Below are 21267 nucleotides of genomic sequence, written 5' to 3' on the forward strand. Positions count from 1 at the left end.
GGTGACAGGCATGCAGGTCGTCTCCACCAATGTCGCCGTCCGCCGGCCGGACCCGAGCGGGCGGCATGAGTTCTCAGACATCGACAAAAAGCCGCAGGATTTCATCGATCTGGCAGCACCCGGACCCCATTATGGCGATGGTTCTGGCGTGCGCGGCGATATAATTGGTGACACCAAACATCACGGCGGCAACGATAAGGCCGTCTACGCCTACTCTCGTGAGGAACTGGATTACTGGCAATCCAAGCTTTCCCGCCCTCTGGCCTCCGGCGGCTTTGGCGAAAACCTCACGACGCAGGGCATCGATCTTTCTGCTCTGCTCATCAATCAGCGCGTGCGCATCGGCACCGCCGTGCTTGAAGTATCCGTGCCCCGCCAACCGTGTGCCACCTTTGCCGGCTGGCTAGGGGAGCGCGGCTGGCTCAAGCGCTGGACCGCGCGCGGCGACTGCGGCACCTACCTGCGCATCATTTCCCCCGGCCGCATTCGCCCCGGCGATGCCATTGAGCTGGATACTCCGCCCAGCCACGGCATCACGATGCGCATGGCCTTTGCCGCCAAGATGGGCGACCGCGCCCTTGCCCGGCGCGTTATCGATGCTGGCTGCCTTCCCGCTCACCAACAGAACTCGCTTCGAACCTAGTTACACAAGCACTCATAGTCCGCCATGTCGAGCTCAGCAATGTCCCGTTGTTCCGCCGGTACTCGATGCGCCCAAACATGCAGTAGGCAACGGGACCGTTAATCAGCACATCCATGCTCAGCGGGTCTCGACGCATACTCTACTTCCGGAACCGCAGACTGTGTCTGGATCTTTAGCTTACCGGCGAGGCCAGCACACTCTTCTTGCCCGGAGTGCGCGCAAAACAAAAGCACGCCAGCGCTAAGCGCTGGCGTGCTTTACATGCTGAGTGCGAAGGAGGGTGTTACTTTCCCTCTTCAAAGCTCAGATGGTGCCCCTTCGCCTTAGGGAAGCGGCCGTGCACGAAGAAGTAGTAGATAGCGGCGATGACCACGAGACCCGCGAGAATGAGATACATCGTGTCAAAGCCTGTTGCCCCAACAATGGGGCCCAGGCCGAACGGGGCCAGGCCAATGCCGAGGTCCATGAGCAGGAACATGGTGGAGATGCCGGCGCCCATCTGCGCGGCAGGCACCGAGCGCACAGAGATAGCTTGGCAGGCGGGGCTGAGGGTACCGAAGCCCAAGCCGGTGCAGGCGCCCGCGACCACCAGCATGACGTCATTGGTGGGGAAGCCCATGAGCAGCAGGGCCACGACGAAGGCGACCAAGCCGAGGTACATCACGGCGTTATCACCCTTATGGTCCTGGATGCGACCCAAAACGAAGCGCATGATGAGCATCGTGACCGCATAGCCGATAAAGAAGAGCCCTGCGCCGGTGGCTAGGTCTTCCTTGCGAGCGTAGGCGTTGAGATAGGTCACCACGCCGGAGTAGGCGATGCCGATTAGGAGCATGAAGAGACCGATGGGAACCACGTTGGGGTGCACGGCATTGCGCAACTTAAAGGCCGGCTTCTCGGAGGAAACCTCGGCCGGATAGCGCAGCACCAAGGCCAGGATCAGGGAAACAATATTTGCACCAAGGGCGACGGCGAATAGCGTGTTGTAACCGATGTTGTTGGCCAAGAACAGGCCGATAGCTGGACCAAACGCGGTTGCCAGGGTAGTGCCTAGGGCGAAGTATCCGGTGCCTTCCGCACGGCGCTCGTGTGGGATAACGGACTGCGCCACCGCCATGAGCGCGGTAGAAGTCAGGGCATAGCCCGCGCCGTGCACCATTCGCACGATAATCAAGACCGCAACATTATGCGCAAAAAAGTACGCCACAGCTACAACTGTGACGAAGGCCAGGGAAGTCAAAGCCGCCTTCTTGTGGCCCACGCGGTCCACGATCCAGCCGGAGAACACGCGCATGCACGTCGCGCCCAGAACAAAGGCACTAGAGGCGAAACCGCCCACGGTATCCGATGCCCCGAAGCTCTCCACCGCGTAGAGGGCCATGGTGGTTACGAACAGGTAAAAGACCAAGAACTGACAAAAATTAGCCACCCACGCGAGAACAAACGTAGGCGTAATCAGCCGCGGCTTAGCCGCTGCAGATTCTGTAGGCGTCATATACTCACTCCAAATAACAAAAAGAAAATTCCCTCTCCACGCGCTGGCCATAAGACCACGCATCGCAGACGAAGGAAATAGAAATTAAATTATACGGAGAGGCACTATACGCCCCGCAGGCTACAAAGGTTAATTGAAAGGCTTTCCAGGCCCTTATCGACGCCGCCCTCGTACAGGTAGCTACCGCCAATCGCCGTAACTTGAGCCGGGTCGCGGAAAGGGGACCCGGCTGGCTTCTCCCGCCTGTTAAGTGCTCGAACCTCTAGACACCGATATAAGGGTCACGGATACCCAAGTACTGCACCGCGGTATATTCCTCAATACCTTCGGCACCGCCTTCGCGTCCTAAACCAGATTGCTTGACGCCGCCGAATGGGGCAGCGGCATTGGAGATGACACCGGCATTGAATCCCATCAAGCCAAACTCGAGGCCGTCGGCTACGCGCCAGAGGCGATCGGAATTTTCCGTATATACATAGGAGGCAAGTCCGTACTCCGTATCGTTCGCAATCTCTAGCGCTTCCGATTCATCCTTAAAGGTAAGGATGGGCGCGACCGGTCCAAAAATTTCTTCTTGGGCCACGCGAGTTTCACGTGAAACATTGCTCAGGATTGTGGGCGCATAGAAGTGACCCGCGCCCTCGCCGCGAGTGCCACCGGTGACAACGGTCGCACCCTTGTCCACCGCATCCTCAACCAGGGCTGCGACATTATCGAATGCCTTAGCCTCAATCAGCGGACCACACGTCACGCCTTCATTCATGCCATCGCCAACGACGAGCTTCTCAAACTCTGCTGCCAGCTTCTGCGTAAACTCCTCCGCCACGGACTCGTGCACCACGAAGCGGTTGGCCGCGGTGCAGGCCTCGCCAATATTGCGCATCTTGGCGCCCATGGCTCCCGCAACCGCTTGGTCGATGTCCGCATCCTCGAAAACAATGAACGGTGCATTACCGCCTAGCTCCATAGAGGTGCGCAAGACATTATCCGCGGCACCCTTGAGAAGGGTTTTGCCCACTGGGGTAGAACCGGTAAAGGAGAGCTTGCGCAAGCGGGCGTCGGCAAGCAAGGGCTCCGAAATGGCCGAGGCGGAGCTGCCGGAGACAACATTGAGCACGCCCTTGGGTAGGCCGGCATCGAGCATGGTTTGCGCGAAGTACTGCGTGGTAAGCGGCGTCAGCTTGGCCGGCTTCAGAACCATGGTGCAGCCCGCTGCAACGGCTGGGGCAACCTTTCGGGTGGCCATGGCGAGGGGGAAGTTCCACGGAGTGATCAACAGGCACGGACCCACGGGCTTGCGGCGGGTAACCATGCGCAAGGTGCCTTCCGGGACAGGGGAGTAGCGGCCGTAATCACGCGTGGCTTCCTCACTAAACCACCGCAAATATTCCGCGCCATAGGTGACCTCACCTTGCGACTCGGCAAAGGGCTTTCCCATTTCAAGGGTCATCAGGGTGGCGAACTCATCGGCGCGCTCGTGTACCAATTCAAAGGCGCGGCGGAGAATATCGGCGCGCTCGCGCGGGGTGGTGCGCGCCCACTCATCTTGGACCGCACAGGCAGCATCAAGGGCAGCCACCGCATCGTCAGAATTCGCCGACGACAGCGTGGCGATGATCGCGCCCGTCGCCGGATTTTCTACGTCAAAAGTCTCGCCGGAAGACGCCTCGCGCCACTGCCCGCCAATCAAAAGCTGAGTGGGGACCTTCGCTAGTAGTTCCTTCTGGTCGATGCTCATATTCATCACCTTTCTCCATTGCGTGAATGCACCCCACAGTACCGCGAATCGATAGCCGGTCTTCTTGGTTTTGCGCCAAGCACGGCAGCACAGGGGAGTGGGCGAATATTTTTAACGATTATCTTCCAAGCTATAGAAATGTAGGTTAGTATGACCGATATGAAGAAGATGACTACTGCTTGGTGGTGGCGCGCGTAACCCGCGGGCCTTATTCCACCTCCCATTTTTAGGCTCGCATTCTGCGGGCCTTTTGGCGTTTTAGTGCCTCTGCTCGCGGAAGCCCATTATCCGTTTCCCCGTTCCCCACACCCATCGAAAGGGCACTGCAATGCCATACACCGCCACTCGCAACATCTCCTACGGCAGCGATGCGGCCGCAATCTTTGACGCCCTCGCACTACCGCACGACTCCCTACTTCTTGAAAGCGCGGACATTGAGACCAAGAAGAATCTCAATTGCCTCGCCGTACTCAAGGCGGCCCTGAAAGTAACGTGCCACGGCCAGAGGGTAGAGGTACGCGTCCTCACGGAGGCAGGGGAGTCGCTCCTTCGTTCCCTGGAGGAGCGGTTCCACCATCGCTTAGTTTCACGTGAAACTACCACCGCGGCTTTCGAGTTCTCGCTGTCCACACACCCCGACGAGCGGGAGCGGCTTCTTGCCGAATCTACCGCCGATATTTTGCGGTTCCTGCAATTAGAAGCCAACTATTCCTCTCCCTTATTGCCGTTCCTTGGGGGTGGATTCGCCTATGACTACCTCGCTACTTTCGAGGAACTGCCCGAGGTTAAACCGGGGGCCAACACTTACCCGGACTATGAATTCTTGGTAGCCCACACGGTCCTGGCAGTGGACCACCTGCAAGGGACTGCGCACCTAGAAGGCTGGGACATCGACGACAAGCGCCTGCGGGAAGAGTTGGACTCTCTTGCCTCACTGCCGGCGGCCGCTCGCCCCGCGGCGCCGCAAAGGGAAAGGATCCGAGCGGTGGCCGATGTGGATGATACAAGGTTTCGGGCGGACGTCGACAAGCTTAAAAGCAATATTCACGCCGGCGATATCTACCAAGTAGTGCCCGCACGCGCCTTCACCGTGGACTGCCCCAACGCCCTGGCTGCTTACCGGGCGCTGCGCGAGACCAACCCCTCGCCCTATATGTTCTACGTCCGCGGTGCCGACTATGAGCTCTTTGGCGCCTCGCCAGAATCGAACCTCAAATTCACGCCGGAAGATAGGCAGGTCCAGCTCTATCCCATCGCCGGAACTCGGCCGCGCGGGCTCAACCCGGATGGCAGCATCAACCATGAACTGGATATTCGCAACGAGCTGGACATGCGCACAGACCACAAGGAGATTGCGGAACACACGATGCTGGTAGACCTAGCGCGCAATGACCTCGCTCGCGTGGCCGTGCCCCGCAGCCGGCAGGTGGCCGAACTCCTGCACGTTGACCGCTACTCGCGAGTGATGCACTTGGTCTCCCGCGTCACGGCGACGCTCCACCCGGACTTCGATGCGCTCGTTGCCTACCGTGCGTGCATGAACATGGGAACGCTTACGGGAGCACCCAAACTGCGCGCCACCGAACTGGTGCGCCGCACGGAGGGAAAGCGCCGCGGATCCTATGGCGGGGCGGTGGGATACCTGCGCGGCGATGGAGCCATGGATAACTGCATCGTCATCCGCTCGGCCTACGTCCAGGACGGCACCGCAGTGGTGCAGGCCGGTGCCGGCGTGGTCAAGGATTCCATGCCGCAAGCCGAGGCCGATGAAACGGTGCATAAGGCCTACGCCGTTCTCAATGCCATCGCTATGGCGCAAGGAGCCGAATTGGTGGTACAGCGATGAGCTCGCCGCATATTGTCCTTCTAGACAACCACGATTCTTTTGTCTACAACCTAGTCGATGCCCTCGCGGGGTTCGATACCACCGTGTTTCGCAATACCGTTGCGGTGCACGACGTGCTGCGCGCGCAGCCCGACATTATTGTGCTTTCCCCGGGCCCCGGCCATCCACGGGACGCCGGCTGCATGATGGAGCTTATCGACGCCACCCTAGGCACCATTCCCATCCTAGGCGTGTGCCTCGGCTTCCAAGCGCTACTCGAGCACCACGGCGGCGCAGTCGAACCGTGCGGGCCCGTACACGGGAAATCCGTCCCGATGACTCTTACCGAGGCCGGGGTAATGCACCCCGTCTTTCAGGACCTTGCCACTGATACCGAGCCGGACCAACCGGGTCACCTAGGTACGCAAGTTCCGGTGGCGCGCTATCACTCGCTTGGATGCGCGGACCTCCCTCAGGGGATGCGTTGTCTCGCGCGTACGCCCACGGACATCGGAGAGGTAGCCATGGCGGCCGAGACGGATGACGGTAGCGCCCTCGGCTTCCAGTTCCACCCCGAGTCTATCCTCACGCCCCGCGGCCCCCTCATGCTCGAGCGTTGCATTCATCAATTATATACGCACACCACTATGGATACGGAGCACTAAAAATGAATCACCACCCCCTGCGTACCTTGCAAGCCTTCCTGAATAACCCTCAGCCCACCATCGAAGAAGCCATGGAGGTATTTACCCCCTTGGCCGTCGGCGACTACGACGATATTCATATTGCGGCGCTACTTACCCATATCCGCACCCGCGGCGAGACCTTCGCAGACATTGCCGGCGCGGCCAAAGCATTTTTGAAAGTGGGCTATCCATTCCCCATCACCGGAGAAGGACTCATGGATTCGGCCGGAACCGGTGGCGATGGCGCGAATACCATCAATATCACTACCGGCGCCTCCCTCGTTGCCGCCGTTGGGGGAGTGAGGATGATCAAGCATGGCAACCGCTCGGTCTCTTCCAAGTCCGGATCGGCCGATGTCCTCGAAGCCCTGAATATCCCACTGGACCTAGACGCCGCCCGAGCAGTGCGCCAATTTGAAGCTTCCAACTTCACTTTCCTATTCGCCCCTGCATACAACCCAGCGGTCGCCCACGTACAACCGGTGCGCAAGGCGCTAGGCATCCCCACCATCTTCAATACACTAGGGCCCCTCCTGTCCCCAGGACGCCCGTCACTGCAAATCATGGGCATCGCCAACCCGGCCCAAGGCCAACTTATCGCGGAAGTGTTCCGGGAGCTCGGCCGGGAGCGCGCCCTAGTCGTCCATGGCGCTGGCACGGATGAGATCGCTAGCCACGGCACGACACAGGTCTGGGAGCTCAACGACGGCGAGATTGTCTCTTATGAGCTCACCCCAGAAGACCTCGGCATCAAACGCCACGAGCTGACGGACCTAGCCGGCGGCGACGGCGCCGCCAATGCCCAAGCCCTCCGTGCGGTTTTTGCCGGCCACGGCGAGCCCGCCCATTGTGACGCCATTGCCGCCACCGCCGGCGCCATGTTTTACCTCAACGGGACCACGGAGACTATCGCGGCAGGAGTCACTCACGCAAAGGAACTGATTAGCAGCGGCACTGTTGAAGATTGGCTCGCGCTCCACGAGAGCACGAATTATGCAGTAGGGGAGGAGAATTAATGTCGGAGAATACTTTACCTACGGTGCTCGAGGAGATCGTCGCCGAGCGCCGCACTCACCTGCCCGCACTCCGTGAGCGGCTATCCCACGTAGACCTGGCTAGTGTGCCACGATCGGAGCGTTCGCTTGCCGACGCCCTCCGTGGCACCAACCGCTGCATCCTAGAGTGCAAGTCTGCCTCGCCGTCCCTTGGCAAAATTCGCGAGGACTATCGCCCGGGCGATATTGCCCGGATCTACTCTCGCTACGCCTCCGCCATCTCGGTCTTGTGCGAGCCCGATCGGTTTGGCGGCGACTATGACCATTTACAGACTGTCGCGCTATCCACCCATGTGCCCGTGCTGTGCAAAGACTTCATTGTCGATCCCATCCAGGTCTATGCCGCGCGTTATTACGGCGCCGATGCCATCTTGCTCATGATGTCTATCGTCGACGATGACACCTACGGTGAGCTCAAGGCACTAGCGGACGAACTCGGTCTAGACGTCCTGACTGAAGTCATCACCGAGGACGAAATCGATCGCGCGGTGAATTTTGGAGTCGATATCATCGGCATCAACAACCGCAATCTCCACGATCTCAGCATTGATTTAGGCCGCACCGAACGCCTAGCCCGCCATGTTCCAGACGGAAAGGTGATAGTTTCCGAATCTGGAATCCGAGATAACGCCACCGTCCGCCGGTTAGGAGCCCACGCGCACGCCTTCCTTATAGGCTCGCAGCTCACCTCCCAGGAGGACATCGATCGGGCGGCGCGCGACCTCGTCTTTGGCGCCAATAAAGTATGCGGCCTTACCACCGCCTCCTCCGCCCAAGCAGCCCGCGCTGCTGGCGCCCGCTACGGGGGACTCATCTTCGCGCCGGATTCACCCCGCAGTGTTTCACGTGAAACCGCACAAAGCATCATTTCCACGGAACCAGAGTTGGAGTACGTAGCCGTGACGCGGTCTACGGATTTGGAAACGCTACGGAGCCTAGCCAAGATCCCCGGCCTCAAAGTTCTTCAGCTTCACGCCCCATTCCAAGGGAGTAGGGAAGCAGAGCTGGAATTCCTTCGAGATGTACACGACGTCGCTGACGGTCTTCACCTTTGGCGAGCCATCGACATGAATAACCCTGACTTCGCTGCCTTGACGCCAGACCTTGTCCCAGAGGTAGAGGCCCTTGTCCTCGACTCCGGCAATCGAGGGACGGGCACCACATTTGACTGGCAGACGATTCCCCCTGAAGTGAAGGAGAAATCCCTCCTCGCCGGCGGGCTCCGACTAGACAACCTCGAAGAGGCACTGTCAATCGGCACGGCAGGACTCGACCTCAACTCAGGCTTGGAGTATGCACCCGGCCGCAAGGACTCCTCATTGATCGCCCAAGCCTTTAGCACTATCCGAAACTACACACACCCATAGAAAGAAGAGAACGATGACAGTTTCACGTGAAACGCTCCTTCCGGCATACTTTGGTGAATTCGGCGGACAATTCGTCCCCGAATCCCTCATCCCAGCACTCGACCAACTTGAGAAGGCTTTTGTCGAAGCACAAAACGACCCAGCCTTTCGCAAAGAGCTAAGCGCGCTGTTGCGTGACTATCTCGGCCGTCCCACACCAATTACAGAGGCGAGGAACCTCGGGGGCAAGGCGCGCATCTTCCTCAAGCGTGAGGACCTCGTACACGGTGGAGCACACAAGACGAACCAAGTTCTCGGCCAGGCACTGCTAGCAAAGCGGATGGGGAAGACACGCATTATTGCGGAGACCGGAGCAGGCCAGCACGGCACCGCTACTGCACTTGCTTGCGCACTACTGGATCTCGAGTGTGTGGTCTACATGGGCGCGAAAGATGTGGCCCGACAGCAGCCAAATGTATTCCGTATGGAGCTGATGGGCGCAAAGGTCGTCGCCGTCGACACTGGATCCGGAACTCTTAAGGACGCGGTGAATGAAGCCCTCCGTGATTGGACCGCCACTTTCCATGAATCCCACTATCTCCTCGGTACCGCGGCCGGACCCCACCCATTCCCAACCGTCGTCCGAGAGTTCCACAAGGTCATCTCTGAAGAGGCTAAGACCCAGATGCTTGAGCGCACCGGTGAGCTACCGGATGTAGTAGTGGCCTGCGTCGGCGGTGGTTCTAATGCAATCGGTATGTTCGCAGATTTTATTGAAGAAGAGGAAGTCGAACTCGTCGGCGCAGAACCTGGCGGCGAAGGCCTAGACTCCGGCAAGCACGGTGCCACCATCAACAACGGTACGGTTGGCATCCTCCACGGCGCGCGCAGCTACCTCATGCGCAACGCGGACGGCCAAGTGGAGGAATCCTATTCGATCTCCGCCGGGCTCGACTACCCAGATGTAGGACCACAGCACGCTCACTTACACGCCAGTGTCCGCGCACAATATGTCGGCATTACTGACGCCGAAGCACTCGAAGCATTCCAGCTTCTTTCCACTAAGGAAGGCATCATTCTCGCTCTCGAATCCTCTCACGCGTTGGCCTACGCCTTGAAGCGGAAGGATGAGGACATCAACATCTTGGTCTCCCTTTCCGGCCGCGGCGATAAGGATATCGACCACGTTCGCCACACCCTTAAGGCCCACCCAGAATTCAAACTCCAGGAGAAGAATTAATGAGCAACCGATACGAAAACCTATTCCGCTCTCTGCGTAACAGGGGAGAGGGCGCTTTCGTCCCATTCCTCATGTTGGGCGATCCCACGCCAGAGCACACACTGGCCATCGTGCGAACCGTCGTCGCGGCCGGAGCCGATGCATTGGAGCTCGGCGTTCCATTTTCTGACCCAGTGGCTGACGGCCCCACCATTCAGGCCTCCCACCTTCGCGCGATCGATGGCGGCGCCACCGTAGATTCCGCCTTAGAACAGGTGCGAACAATCCGCGCGGAATTTCCCGAGCTTCCCATCGGCATGCTCATCTACGGCAATGTGGCGTTCACTCGCGGTTTCGACCGGTTCTACGCCGAGTTTGCAGAAGCGGGTGCGGACAGCATCTTGCTTCCCGACGTCCCCGTGCGCGAAGGCGCTCCCTTCATCGCCGCAGCAGAAAAGGCCGGCATTGACCCAATCTTTATCGCCCCGGCCCGCGCGACTGCGCACACCCTCGAGGTCGTCGCTCAAAGCTCGCGCGGCTATATCTACGCAGTATCGAGAGATGGAGTTACCGGTGCCGAAAAGGAATCCGAGACTATTGGGCTCGAAGAAGTCGTCGCCAACATCAAAAGATTCGATGGACCTCCGGTAATGCTAGGATTCGGCATTTCCGAGCCGAAACACGTGCGCGATGCCGTGACCGCTGGGGCAGCGGGCGCCATTACTGGCTCCGCAATCACCAAGATTATCGATCTCCACGTTTCACGTGAAACAGACGCGGAAGGCAGGCCAGTGGAAGGAACTCCAGGCCGCATTTCCGACGAGAGAGCATTACATAAGGAACTCGCCGAGTATGTAGCTCGCATGAAGGCAGCGACTCAAGAGTAGTCCTGAAGACGCGAAGAACCCTCCTCAGCTCTCGGCAGCTGAGGAGGGTTCCCTATAAAAAGCCTCTACGCGGTTGCTTCTGCAGATTCCTCTTCGGTGTGGTCCTTCTTGGAGCCCGCGAACTTGTCCACGATCATCGCGATAGCGCCGTCGCCAGTAACGTTGGCAGCTGTGCCGACCGAGTCAATGGCGATGTAGGCCGCGATCATCAGCGCCACCATGCCATCGTCAAAGCCCATCATATCCGCTAGTAGTCCAGCTGCGACCATAACCGCGCCGCCAGGCACACCTGGTGCCGCAATCATCATGATTCCCAACAGGAAGATGAAACCAAGGCCGGTGCTCGTACTAATATCCAGGTTCGCCATGTACACAATCGCAAAGGCATAGAGCGTCAGCTTAATCATGGAACCAGAGAGGTGAATGGTAGCACACAACGGGATAACGAAGCTTGCCACTGGCTTCGAAATGCCGTTCTTCAAGGTGGACTCCATAGACACCGGAATGGTGGCGGCAGAAGAAGAAGTTCCGAGTGCGGTGAAATAAGCCGGCACCATATTGCGCAATGCCTTGAAAGGATTCTTACCGGTGATGGCACCGGCGATGATGTACTGGAGCACCAGGTAAACCAGAGTCATGACAACCGCCAGGATCAGGACCTTCGCGAAGGCCGAGAGTACTGAGCCCAAATTGCCATTCATGCCCAAGCCTAGGAACATGCCAAAGATATAGAAGGGCAGAATTGGCACTACAAAGCCCCAAATAACCTTGACTACTACGCTCTCCAATTCCTTTGTAACCGCATACAAGGTATCGGACTTCACTGTAGTCATCGCTACGCCGATGCAGAATGACAACAAGAGAGCCGTCATAACCTCAAAAGGCGGAGCCATTTCCACCTCGAAGTACGGAGTGAGTGCCCCCTCATCAATATCGGAGACATTTGTAATCAGATCCTGACCACTGAGCATGGTGGGGTAGAGCCAGTGCGCAAGTACGTAGGCAAGAAGACCCGCAACAATCGTTGAGCCGTAGGCAATACCTGCAGTAACACCCAGCCATTTTCCGGCCCCTCGTCCCAGACCAGCAATCGACGGGGCGATAAGCGCGAAGATGAGGACCGGAATAAAGAAATTGAGGAAGTTACTAAAGAGTCCATTGAAGGTGGCGAATACGCGGCCAAACCATTCGGGCGCGAATTGGCTCACCACCACGCCAAGGATGATGGCGACGATGATGCGGAACAACAGAGATTCCGAGAGTTTCTTGAAATTCATGTACTTACAATCAAATCGGGTGTTTCGCCCCTTGGTAAAAGTTCCAGAGTGAAACAGCGCGGTACAGAGGCAACGGCCGCTTCAATATCTATCGATCGACCTTAAAGGCATACTACCCGACTGGAGGCATAGTCAGAACACTCACCCCAGCGACGATTTTTATCTTGGCGCTACAAGGTTAAACTAAGTACATGATCGCTGTGGGAATCATCTTTTTAATCCTCGCCGTCTTCCTCATCATCGTGGGAGCCTTGGCCTCAACCAAGCGCCTACCTGGAAATAGCTATATCGGCTTGCGCCTGCAGGAGATTCGCAAATCCCGCGAAGCATGGGACAATGCCCATCGCATTGCCGGGCCATTCTGGATGCTGAGTGGCGTCTGCTTAGTCTTCGGCGGCATCGTCGCGCTCCGCGCTGAGGGCTGGATGTGGCTCATCCCGGTTCTTACTTTTGTGGCCGCTGTACTAGCCCTCTCCATCGGTTCCAACCTCGGCTCACGTGCCGCGTTCCTCTACGAACAAGCACACGCAGACGAGGAGGGTTGCGGAGACTCCTGTAATTGTGGTTCCGACGGTTGCGGTGGGGAAGAGGCCGCCGCAGCAGCCGCCCCTCAGGTTGATGTCGACGCGCTCCGTCACGCCGCTCGCGAATCCGATAGGTGACCAAGCACTGCTGCGTAATCTTCCCCTTCTGGAAAAGAATCACATTTCATCCAGAAGGGGAATTTTTGTAGCTATGCCTTTCGTATTGAATTATCGTCACACGCTTCAGTCTAGTCACAGTGACGTTACTTTCCGGAGCAGTTGCTTACTCGATTTTAGTAACAGCCGATATTATAACTCTGGATATCTTCTGGCCTAACCCATACTTGACCGCACCTACAGTAGGTCCATCGTCCCATTCTGGTTCCTGCGAGGGAGGGTAGAGGTTGCGTAAAACTGCCATGGAGCCCCGGCGGCTAAGGACGTAATCAGTACCCTAAAGGGCAGAATATAGTCCATGAAGAAAAGTACCGCCCTGGCGGCCATCGCCGCTTCAACTTTTGTTATCGGCGCTCACACTGAGCAAGACCACAAGGTAGCGACGTCCGTAGCAAAAGCACACGAACAGCAATCTGCACAGAGCATCGTAGATGATTTAGGCATCGAGTCTGGCACCTATGAACTTATCGCTAGTTCCGAGGGCTCTCCGGAGACTTGGGAAGGGCTCCTAGCTAACTAACTACAGTGTTTCACGTGAAACGTTGATTTCAACCGCACAAACGGGAACGGCACAATACACAAGACCGACAGGCTAGAGTAGAAGCATGATCAAGTGCTCCCGTCGAATGTTCTTGCTTGGATCCGCCACCACATTTGCAGGCGTCTACGCCGCGGCCTGTGGCTCCTCTCCGTCCGCAGAAATTGCGGCTACCGAGATTCCGATTGGCTCCGCGAAGATTGTCGATGGCGTGATCTTCACTCAGCCCAAGGAAGGCGAGTTTAAGGCCTATTCTCAAACCTGCCCCCACCAACACAATCCAATCACCGAGATTGATGGTATGACGGCCACCTGCACGGCACACAACACCTCCTACAATCTCAGCGATGGAAGCGTAATCTCCGGCCCAGGGCGCGATCCATTGGAAGAATACGAAGTTAAACAAGACGGCTCTAACGTCACCACGGCCTAAGGTGCATCTCCCGTGTAGTTTCACGTGAAACTACACGGGTTGTGTTTTCTTGGCCCGAGTATCTGCAGCATGTGATGACGAATCGGGTTTAAACTCTTAGCATGCTGCAGCGTTTGAAGAAGCCCGACCCACTAATTGTCCTCATTATCTTGGCGGTCATCATTGCGATAATCGCACCAGCCCGCGGGAACTTTGCCGACATTTTCGGCCAATTAACAAACGTAGCCATCGCGCTACTCTTCTTTTTGTATGGCGCGAGGCTTTCCACTCAAGAAGCCCTCAACGGACTAAAACACTGGCGGCTACACCTCACAATTCTCGCTTTTACCTTTGTGGTTTACCCACTTATAGGCATAGCACTGCGGCCGCTCACCGCTGTCATATCGAATGACATGTACTTAGGAATCCTATTCCTCACGCTGGTTCCATCCACGGTGCAGTCTTCGGTTGCCTTCACCTCAATCGCGAAAGGAAACGTGGCGGGCGCAATCGTATCGGCTTCCGCCTCAAACTTGGTCGGAGTGATCATCACTCCATTGCTCGTCATGTTCCTCATGGGAACTGGGGGAGGAGTTCACATCGATACGTCAGTATTCGGCGAAATTGCACTTCTATTGTTGGCGCCATTTGTTTTAGGTCAGCTTACTCGGCGCTGGGTAGGCAAGGTTGCACAAAGCAAGGCCACTAAGGTCGTGGACCGCGGCTCAATCGCGATGGTGGTGTATTCCGCTTTTTCCAAGGGTGTGGTGGACGGAATTTGGTCCTCTATTTCTCTGTGGGACCTGGTGTTCCTCGTCGCCTTCGCCGCGATCTTCGTCGCTTTCATGCTGTGGCTCACCAAAAAGGCAAGCCAAAAGATGGGATTCAACCGCGCCGATACCATCGCAATCGAGTTCTGTGGATCGAAAAAGTCATTAGCCACGGGACTACCAATGGCGTCGGTCATCTTTGCTTCTGGCGGCGCGTCTCTTGGTCTACTAATCCTCCCGTTGATGATTTACCACCAGGTTCAGCTGATGATGTGCTCGTGGCTAGCGGCCCGTTACGCGCAGCACCCCGGCACGTAACTACACTTAAGTGCCATGACGAATTACCTTTACGTACGAACCGAACTGAATGTGCCCGGCGTAGGCTCAGCGATCCACATGGCAGAAATGGAAGAGCGCGACGCAAGCAGCTGCCGCATGGTGCGCATGATTGCGCTGGATCCCTCGGATGCCATCGTCGGGGTAGCAACACCGAATAGTTCCACGGGAAACGTAGATCAGCCGCAAGAGGTTGTCCCGCACCCGGACACCTACGACGATTTTCCGGACATTAGCGCGCAGTACGTGGATCAGTCTCGGTTCGACGCCCTGTGGTCCGAGGCCACCGCCAAGTTCGGCCTATAAGAGTCGCAAGGGCTAAAAGACTACGTTGGCGAGGAGCATATAGAAGGCGGTTCCACCGAAGATGGACAGCGCAGACTCCCGCTTCCACAGGTGAAGCAGGAAAGTAACCACCACTCCGAGGAGAGCCGCCCAGATGCCACCGGGGGCGCTGGACTGCCCGTGGACGGTATACACCACCAAGATGGTCATCACGCCCACAGGCATCATCATACCGAGCAAGGAAAAGAACTGACTATCCTTCATCCATTTCACAAAGGAGAAAGGAAGTTGGCGTAGTACAACGGTAATGAGGCCGACGGGAACTAGGACGGCCGCGATGGAAGCAAGGGTGACTCCAGCGGGCATTAGCACTCCTCCCGGAATCTCTTAACGTCGCCTCGCCTACGCAAGCTAAAAGCTGCATCGAAGCCTGGAGATAGATACCGGATAATCAGCAGAATGAAGTAGGCGCTCAGGGCCACCATGAGGAGTTGACCAGGGGCGAAGGCGGCTGCGAGGATTCCCACCAGAGCCGCGCTTAGGGGTAAAGAGAAATCCTGGTTATTGCGGAAGGAATCCATCGCCAGCACGACGAACAGCGCCACTAGGGCGAATTCCATGCCCTGCACGGTAGAGGGAATCACCTGGCCGGCGAGAGCACCGACAACGCCACCGCCTACCCACAGAGCCTGACAAAAAATTTGGATGGTGAGGATCCGGGCCCCGGTCGGGCGGTCATCGGTGGGGAGGGAGGAGACGATGGCATAGGTTTCGCCGGTAAGCGCATAGGTGGAATAAGCCCTGCCTAGGCGCGAGTGAATGCGGTGGCGAGGAAAGGTGAGGCCATAGAAAATATGGCGGAAGTTCACCATGGAACCGGTGACCAGGGAAGCCACGGCTGTGGCGCCGCCGGTGACCATGGAAATGGCCAGGAACTCCATCGAACCGGCATAAATGACGATGGAGAAAATCGGCGTCCACCACCAACTGAAGCCGGATTGGACCATGAGCAGGCCGAAGGCAACGCCGAGGGGAATGAGGCCGATGGCGGCGGCCCAGGTATCCCGCAAACCTTGTGAAATATCCTCACGCATGCGGGCTAGTTTAGCCCACTGCCTGCAGCGCGATAGGAATTAATTGTCTTCCACGTTGACAGGGTAGGTGGAGTACAGCGGCAACGGCATGGGTTGGCGCTTCATAACATCGGACCAGAGGTCGGCCGGGCCCGGCGTAATAACGTCTTGGGCCAGGGCAGGGGAGACGAACCATTCGCCGGCCTCGATTTCCTCTTCTAGCTGGCCCGGGCCCCACTCGGCGTAGCCGGCAAACATGCGCATACCCGAGACCAAGGGCTCTATCTCTTCCGGCTCCGCGCGCAGATCCACATGCGCGAGGCGCGGGGCGAGGCGGGTGAGTCGGTCATGCTTGTCCGGATCGACGCCCTGGTTGGTTTGCGCGAGCCCTACGACGGATTGCTGATTGAGCGGGCCGCCGATGTACAGCGCCTGCGGCTTGGCCACGACGGGAAGCCATTCCGGCAGCACATTGAAAATCGCCACCTCGGAGCGCTTGGTCAGATCTACGCCGAAGGTCATCATGTCATTGTGCTCAATGACGAGAACGACGGAACGGGCGAATTCCGGCGAAAGCATGCCCGGAGCGGCGATAAGCAGCTGGCCGGGGGCGGGGTCATTGCGCTCGAGGGCGTTGAATAATCTATCGGCAAACATCACTGTTTAGAATCCCACCACTCGCGCAACTTCGCAATCGCTTCCTCGCGCTCGAGGGGACCATGCTCGAGGCGCAGCTCCTTGAGATAGGACCACGCCTGGCCCACCTCAGGGCCGGGCTGGAGGCCTAAGATCTCCATGATCTCGTTGCCGTCGAGGTCTGGACGCACGCGGGCCAGGTCCTCCTTGCGGCCGATCTCTTCGATACGCTCCTCGAGCTGATCGTAGGTGCGCTGGAGGCGGCGGGCCTTCTTGGCATTGCGGGTGGTGCAATCGGCGCGCACCAGCTTGTGCAGGCGAGGGAGAAGATCGCCGGCGTCGGTGACATAGCGGCGCACGGCGGAATCAGTCCATTGATTTTCCCCAAACCCGTGGAAGCGCATGTGTAGGTACACCAACTGGCCGATGGACTCCGTGGTGGCCTTGGGATACTTCAACTTGCGCAGGCGCTTACGGGCGAGTTTGGCGCCCACCACCTCGTGGTGGTGGAAGGAGACCTTGCCATCGGTGTTATCAAAGGTATCCGGCTTGCCAATATCGTGGAGCAGCGCCGCCCAGCGCAGGACGAGGTCTGGACCATCTTCTTCCTGGTCCATGGCCTGGCTCAGCACCTTGAGCGAGTGCGCATAGACGTCCTTGTGCTGCGCGTGTTCGTCCGCGGTCATGCGTAGCGCGGGGATCTCGGGGAAAATATAGTCCGCGATTCCCGTAGATACCAGTAGATCGATGCCCTCCCACGGGGCCGTGCCGCAGATGAGCTTATCCAGCTCCACCTGCACGCGCTCCACGGTGATGCGCTGGATCTCGCCAGCCATATCCCGCATGGCCTCCACGACGCGATCAGCCACGCGGAATTCCAACTGAGAGGCAAAACGAGCCGCACGCAGCATGCGGAGCGGATCATCGTGGAAGGAGATCTCCGGCTTATCCGGGGTATCGAGCACTCGGTCAGCTATGTCTTGGAGGCCGTGGAGGGGATCGTGGAACTTAAAGGAGGCGTCGGCAAGCAGCTCAATGGCCATCGCATTGGCCTTGAAGTCGCGCCGGACAAGATCGCCTTCCAAGGTGTCGCCGTAAACGACCTCAGGATTGCGGGACTGGCCGTCATAAGAATCGGAGCGGAAGGTAGTGATCTCAATCTGCTGGCCCTTGTAGGCCGCGGAGACGGTACCGAAGTCTATGCCGGTATCCCACACGGTTTCGGCCCACTCATCGAGGATCTCCTTGACCACCTCGGGGCGGGCTGGGGTAGTAAAGTCCAGGTCGTTTCCCAAGCGGCCCAAAAGCGCATCGCGCACAGAGCCGCCCACGAGGTAGAGCGAGTAGCCGCGCGCGGCAAATTTCTCCACCAGTCCGCCTAGCAGGTTGCTGAGGGAGGAGACGGTGGATTCCGCGCGGGCAAGAACGCCGATTAGCTGAGTGTCCTGAAAATTCACGGGTGAGAGTCTACTACGATTGGCAGGGATGACTAACCAAGAACAGGGCCCCTCCAAGGGAGGCGGCCGCAACCGCAACCGGTCCCGGCGCAGGCGGCGCCGCCGGCCGGATAATCGCGCGCGCCGCACCACCCAGCAGCGCAAGCCCTACCGCGGTGGCAATGGCCAATCCACGGCCATGGAAACCCGCGATGAAACCTCCGCGGGTGGCCTCGTTGTCTCCGGCTTGGCGGAGTGCGTCGATGCCAATGGCAACGTCGACCTTTCCCGGCTTTATGTAGCGCTCATCGGCCGCCTCGACCGCCGCGGGCGCCTGCTGTGGTCCATGCCCAAGGGCCACGTGGAAAATGGCGAGGCCAAGGAGGTCACCGCTGAACGCGAGGTATGGGAAGAAACCGGCATTTCTGGTGAGGTTTTTGCGGACCTCGGCATGATTGATTACTGGTTCGTCTCTGATGGGGTGCGCATCCATAAGACCGTGCACCACCACCTGCTGCGTTTTGTAGACGGCATTATGAACGATGAGGATCCAGAGGTCACTGAGGTCTCGTGGATCCCCGTCTCCGAACTCATCGAGCACTTGGCCTACGCCGATGAGCGCAAGCTGGCGCGCATCGCGCATGATCTCCTTCCCGATCTCGCACGAAAGGAAGCCGCGGCGGGGAAAGTGACGCCACGGTAATGCGCCAGCGCCTGAAGTCTTGGGCCGCCGTGGGCGGCTGCATGGCGGTAGCGGGGTGGGGCTTGTGCATGCCGCTACCAGAAGCCGCCGCGCAGATGGACGCGGCCGCCGAAAAGCAGCAGGATATCCAGGCATGGTTGGGTGCGCGCGGGCCGGAGCGGGCCCACCTTGATCTCCTTGCGGCCGAGCCCTTTACCGTGGGCAAAGACCTCAAACTGACCTTCCGGCTGCACAATCCTACCGATGAAGTTATGGAGGATCTCCAGCTCACAAGCCGCCGCGGCGATGCCGTGGAGGATACCGCGCAGGCCCGCACGCAGTTGGCCACCGGCGAATTCCCGTATTACGGTCCCAGCACTACCACCGCGCCCCTGCAGCCGGGCGAATCCCGGGAGGTCACCTTCCAGGTTCCTACCTCCCTGCACGGCGAGCAGACCCTGGCCATCGAAGAGCCTGGCTCCTATCCGCTGCTGTTTACCCTCACCGGCACCGTAGGCGGCGAGGCGGTCAGCTTTGCGGAGGAACGCCTTGTTGGCCAGATAAAGGGGAAGGAGCAGGCGCTTGGCGATGCCCCCTCGGATCCCACACCCCACGATCTCACCGTGATCTATCCCATCAGCGCCGATATTGACTCGGTACCAGGCGGCGCTGGGGGAGAGGACCTTATCCTCTCCTCTGATGAGCTGGCCGGTGAGCTGGCGGAGGGTGGCCGGCTCGATCGATTGGTCAGCACGTATGCCAGCCACGATCTGCGCGGGGCAGGCTGCGTAGCCATCGATCCCGCTCTCTTGGATACGGTCAACCGCATGGCGGAGGGCTATAAAGTAGGTTCGGCCCGCCCACCTCAAGCCGAGCGCCCTAAGCGCCTGCGCGATTCGTGGTTTACTAACGAGGACGATGTGCACCTCGAACCCGGCACGGGGAAAGAGGATGCTGCCCGCTGGCTCAAGCGACTGCGCGAGCTCGATTGCTTTATGTCTATGCCGTGGGCGAACGCCAATGCTTCCTCCGTGGCCAAAGCGAATAATCCCTTCCTTACCTACGAAGGACTGCAACGCGGCAATCACACCATCGAGCGAATCCTCGGTGCCAAGCCGGCCACCACCGTGCTCGCGGTCGGCTCCGGCTATGTGGATCAGCAGCTGCCCCTGCCCGCATTGGTGGCGGATAATACTTCGTGGCCCGGCCGCGCCGTGACTTTCGACGCCTCCTTGGGCGCCCTCCTCGCCCAAACCGGCTCCAAACCACAGACGGTGGGCTATTCCAACCCGGAGCTGCGCTACGATTACTCGCTCGATTCCGATCTTTCTCGTGCCATCACCGGCGGCGCCGCACTGAGCTTGGCCGCCAGCGATGACACCGTGGCGCGCTTGCCTAATTACTTGGATCCCAGCGCGGCCGAGTACGCACTCGACTCTGCCGAGGCACTCATCGCTTCCGGTAAGTCCCATCCGCGCACCGTCGGCAGCCTAAAGCAGGAGACCGCAGAGCCTGGTTCACTGCCCGGCAGCCCCTTTAGCGATCCCGCCGCCTTCGCCGAATCCGATATCGTCCGCGTGGAGCAGCAGGCCCGCTATACCGATGAGCTGATGAATATCATGGTCGATGATCCCGATATCGCGCTCACTCGCTATGAATTTGTCTTGCCTTTGCGCCGGGATCTGCTAGCCGCCCTCTCGCTGACCAACCGCGATAGCTTGGGCGCCAATGCGGAGGCGCAGCGCCGGTTCACTCACACGATGGATGTGCATTCCGATACGCTGCGGGACCTGCGTTCTTCTGTGGCACTTATCCCACCGGGCAATGTCTACACCCGCGTATCCGAGTCATCGCCGCTGCTCATCGTGGCAGAAAATGGCCTGCCACTACCGGTGGAGGCCAAGCTGCAATACGATGCCCCCGACGGCGCGCGCCTCAACACGCCCAAGAGCGTCCGTATTCCGGCCAAGGGCTCTATTACTGTATCCATGACCGCCGATATGCCTAAGGACGTCGATCGCACGGACATTGGCTTGTGGCTTGCTACCCCGGAAAAGCAAACCATCTCCGAGCCCATCAATATCGCTGTGCAGACGCGTGCCGGTATCGTAAGCGTGTATGGCGTCGGCATAGCCGGCGCCCTTGCGCTGGTCTTAGCCACGCTCTTCCGGCTAGGCCGCCATCGGCGCAAAAAATCACAAAGGCTTAAAAAGTAAGTTGAAGTTGT

General features: G+C 58.6%; 20 protein-coding genes and 1 pseudogene. 14 read left to right on the plus strand and 7 right to left on the minus strand.

The window, feature by feature from the left end:
• The first annotated feature begins 10 nt into the window (after window positions 1-10).
• Window positions 11-643: an MOSC domain-containing protein gene (locus MHX61_RS06585; RefSeq protein ID WP_239193665.1), complete on the plus strand. Its 633-nt coding sequence runs from the start codon at window positions 11-13 to the stop codon at window positions 641-643.
• 283 nt (window positions 644-926) lie between these two features.
• On the opposite strand, the gene MHX61_RS06590 is transcribed toward MHX61_RS06585, so the two are convergent.
• The gene (locus tag MHX61_RS06590) at window positions 927-2138 is read right to left on the minus strand and encodes an MFS transporter (protein ID WP_239193667.1); all 1212 of its coding nucleotides are present in this window, start codon (window positions 2136-2138) and stop codon (window positions 927-929) included.
• Between the two features lie 262 nt (window positions 2139-2400).
• Window positions 2401-3882: an NAD-dependent succinate-semialdehyde dehydrogenase gene (locus MHX61_RS06595; RefSeq protein WP_370658408.1), complete on the minus strand. Its 1482-nt coding sequence runs from the start codon at window positions 3880-3882 to the stop codon at window positions 2401-2403.
• Window positions 3883-4204: 322 nt separating this feature from the next.
• Between MHX61_RS06595 and MHX61_RS06600 the strand changes: the two genes are divergently transcribed.
• Genes MHX61_RS06600 through trpA form a run of 6 tightly spaced genes read left to right on the plus strand, consistent with a single transcriptional unit; the run spans window position 4205 to window position 10894 of the window.
• On the plus strand, window positions 4205-5722 hold the full coding sequence (locus MHX61_RS06600; RefSeq protein WP_239193680.1) for an anthranilate synthase component 1: 1518 nt from the start codon (window positions 4205-4207) through the stop codon (window positions 5720-5722).
• On the plus strand, window positions 5719-6366 hold the full coding sequence (locus MHX61_RS06605) for an anthranilate synthase component II (protein WP_239193681.1): 648 nt from the start codon (window positions 5719-5721) through the stop codon (window positions 6364-6366). Before MHX61_RS06600 ends, MHX61_RS06605 begins: the two co-directional genes overlap by 4 nt.
• A gap of 2 nt (window positions 6367-6368) precedes the next feature.
• Window positions 6369-7403 carry an anthranilate phosphoribosyltransferase gene (trpD, locus tag MHX61_RS06610; protein ID WP_239193682.1) on the plus strand — a complete coding sequence of 345 codons (1035 nt, stop codon included), beginning with the start codon at window positions 6369-6371 and terminating at the stop codon, window positions 7401-7403.
• Window positions 7403-8809 (plus strand): bifunctional indole-3-glycerol-phosphate synthase TrpC/phosphoribosylanthranilate isomerase TrpF, encoded by a 1407-nt coding sequence (gene trpCF / locus MHX61_RS06615; protein WP_239193683.1) that lies wholly within the window; start codon window positions 7403-7405, stop codon window positions 8807-8809. Before trpD ends, trpCF begins: the two co-directional genes overlap by 1 nt.
• 13 nt (window positions 8810-8822) lie before the next feature.
• Window positions 8823-10028 (plus strand): tryptophan synthase subunit beta, encoded by a 1206-nt coding sequence (gene trpB, locus MHX61_RS06620; protein WP_239193684.1) that lies wholly within the window; start codon window positions 8823-8825, stop codon window positions 10026-10028.
• Window positions 10028-10894: a tryptophan synthase subunit alpha gene (gene trpA, locus MHX61_RS06625; RefSeq protein WP_239193685.1), complete on the plus strand. Its 867-nt coding sequence runs from the start codon at window positions 10028-10030 to the stop codon at window positions 10892-10894. The genes trpB and trpA overlap by 1 nt, the downstream gene beginning before the upstream one ends.
• A gap of 65 nt (window positions 10895-10959) precedes the next feature.
• Here the strand turns inward: trpA and MHX61_RS06630 are convergent, their stop codons facing one another.
• Complete coding sequence (locus tag MHX61_RS06630; RefSeq protein ID WP_239193686.1) at window positions 10960-12171, minus strand: dicarboxylate/amino acid:cation symporter; 1212 nt, start codon at window positions 12169-12171, stop codon at window positions 10960-10962.
• A 191-nt stretch (window positions 12172-12362) separates the two neighbouring features.
• On the opposite strand from MHX61_RS06630, the gene MHX61_RS06635 reads away from it, so the two are divergent.
• The 5 genes from MHX61_RS06635 to MHX61_RS06655 all read left to right on the plus strand — a co-directional run bounded on the left by MHX61_RS06635 (window position 12363) and on the right by MHX61_RS06655 (window position 15234).
• Window positions 12363-12833, plus strand: a complete 471-nt coding sequence (locus MHX61_RS06635) for an SdpI family protein (RefSeq protein WP_239193687.1) — start codon at window positions 12363-12365, stop codon at window positions 12831-12833.
• A 337-nt stretch (window positions 12834-13170) separates the two neighbouring features.
• On the plus strand, window positions 13171-13392 hold the full coding sequence (locus MHX61_RS06640; protein ID WP_239193688.1) for a hypothetical protein: 222 nt from the start codon (window positions 13171-13173) through the stop codon (window positions 13390-13392).
• Window positions 13393-13477: 85 nt separating this feature from the next.
• Window positions 13478-13843: a Rieske 2Fe-2S domain-containing protein gene (locus MHX61_RS06645; protein WP_239193690.1), complete on the plus strand. Its 366-nt coding sequence runs from the start codon at window positions 13478-13480 to the stop codon at window positions 13841-13843.
• A gap of 101 nt (window positions 13844-13944) precedes the next feature.
• Complete coding sequence (locus MHX61_RS06650; protein WP_239193692.1) at window positions 13945-14910, plus strand: bile acid:sodium symporter family protein; 966 nt, start codon at window positions 13945-13947, stop codon at window positions 14908-14910.
• 15 nt (window positions 14911-14925) lie between these two features.
• Window positions 14926-15234: a hypothetical protein gene (locus tag MHX61_RS06655; RefSeq protein ID WP_239193694.1), complete on the plus strand. Its 309-nt coding sequence runs from the start codon at window positions 14926-14928 to the stop codon at window positions 15232-15234.
• A 12-nt stretch (window positions 15235-15246) separates the two neighbouring features.
• Here MHX61_RS06655 and MHX61_RS06660 read toward each other — a convergent pair whose 3' ends face one another.
• Genes MHX61_RS06660 through MHX61_RS06675 form a run of 4 tightly spaced genes read right to left on the minus strand, consistent with a single transcriptional unit; the run spans window position 15247 to window position 18379 of the window.
• The gene (locus MHX61_RS06660; protein WP_239193696.1) at window positions 15247-15579 is read right to left on the minus strand and encodes a branched-chain amino acid transporter permease; all 333 of its coding nucleotides are present in this window, start codon (window positions 15577-15579) and stop codon (window positions 15247-15249) included.
• Window positions 15579-16307 carry an AzlC family ABC transporter permease gene (locus tag MHX61_RS06665; protein ID WP_239193698.1) on the minus strand — a complete coding sequence of 243 codons (729 nt, stop codon included), beginning with the start codon at window positions 16305-16307 and terminating at the stop codon, window positions 15579-15581. Before MHX61_RS06665 ends, MHX61_RS06660 begins: the two co-directional genes overlap by 1 nt.
• Window positions 16308-16346: 39 nt before the next feature.
• Window positions 16347-16943: a YqgE/AlgH family protein gene (locus MHX61_RS06670; RefSeq protein WP_239193733.1), complete on the minus strand. Its 597-nt coding sequence runs from the start codon at window positions 16941-16943 to the stop codon at window positions 16347-16349.
• Window positions 16943-18379, minus strand: a complete 1437-nt coding sequence (locus MHX61_RS06675) for a CCA tRNA nucleotidyltransferase (protein ID WP_239193700.1) — start codon at window positions 18377-18379, stop codon at window positions 16943-16945. The genes MHX61_RS06670 and MHX61_RS06675 overlap by 1 nt, the downstream gene beginning before the upstream one ends.
• A 178-nt stretch (window positions 18380-18557) precedes the next feature.
• Between MHX61_RS06675 and MHX61_RS06680 the strand changes: the two are divergent.
• Together MHX61_RS06680 and MHX61_RS06685 are read left to right on the plus strand one after the other, a co-directional pair.
• Window positions 18558-19061, plus strand: a pseudogene (locus MHX61_RS06680) (NUDIX hydrolase); the annotation flags it as partial.
• Window positions 19061-21256, plus strand: a complete 2196-nt coding sequence (locus tag MHX61_RS06685) for a DUF6049 family protein (RefSeq protein WP_239193702.1) — start codon at window positions 19061-19063, stop codon at window positions 21254-21256. The pseudogene MHX61_RS06680 and the gene MHX61_RS06685, both read left to right, overlap by 1 nt.
• The last annotated feature ends 11 nt before the right edge of the window (window positions 21257-21267 follow it).

The sequence above is a fragment of the Corynebacterium sp. ACRPF genome (assembly GCF_022347395.1).
Lineage (GTDB): Bacteria > Actinomycetota > Actinomycetes > Mycobacteriales > Mycobacteriaceae > Corynebacterium > Corynebacterium tuberculostearicum_D.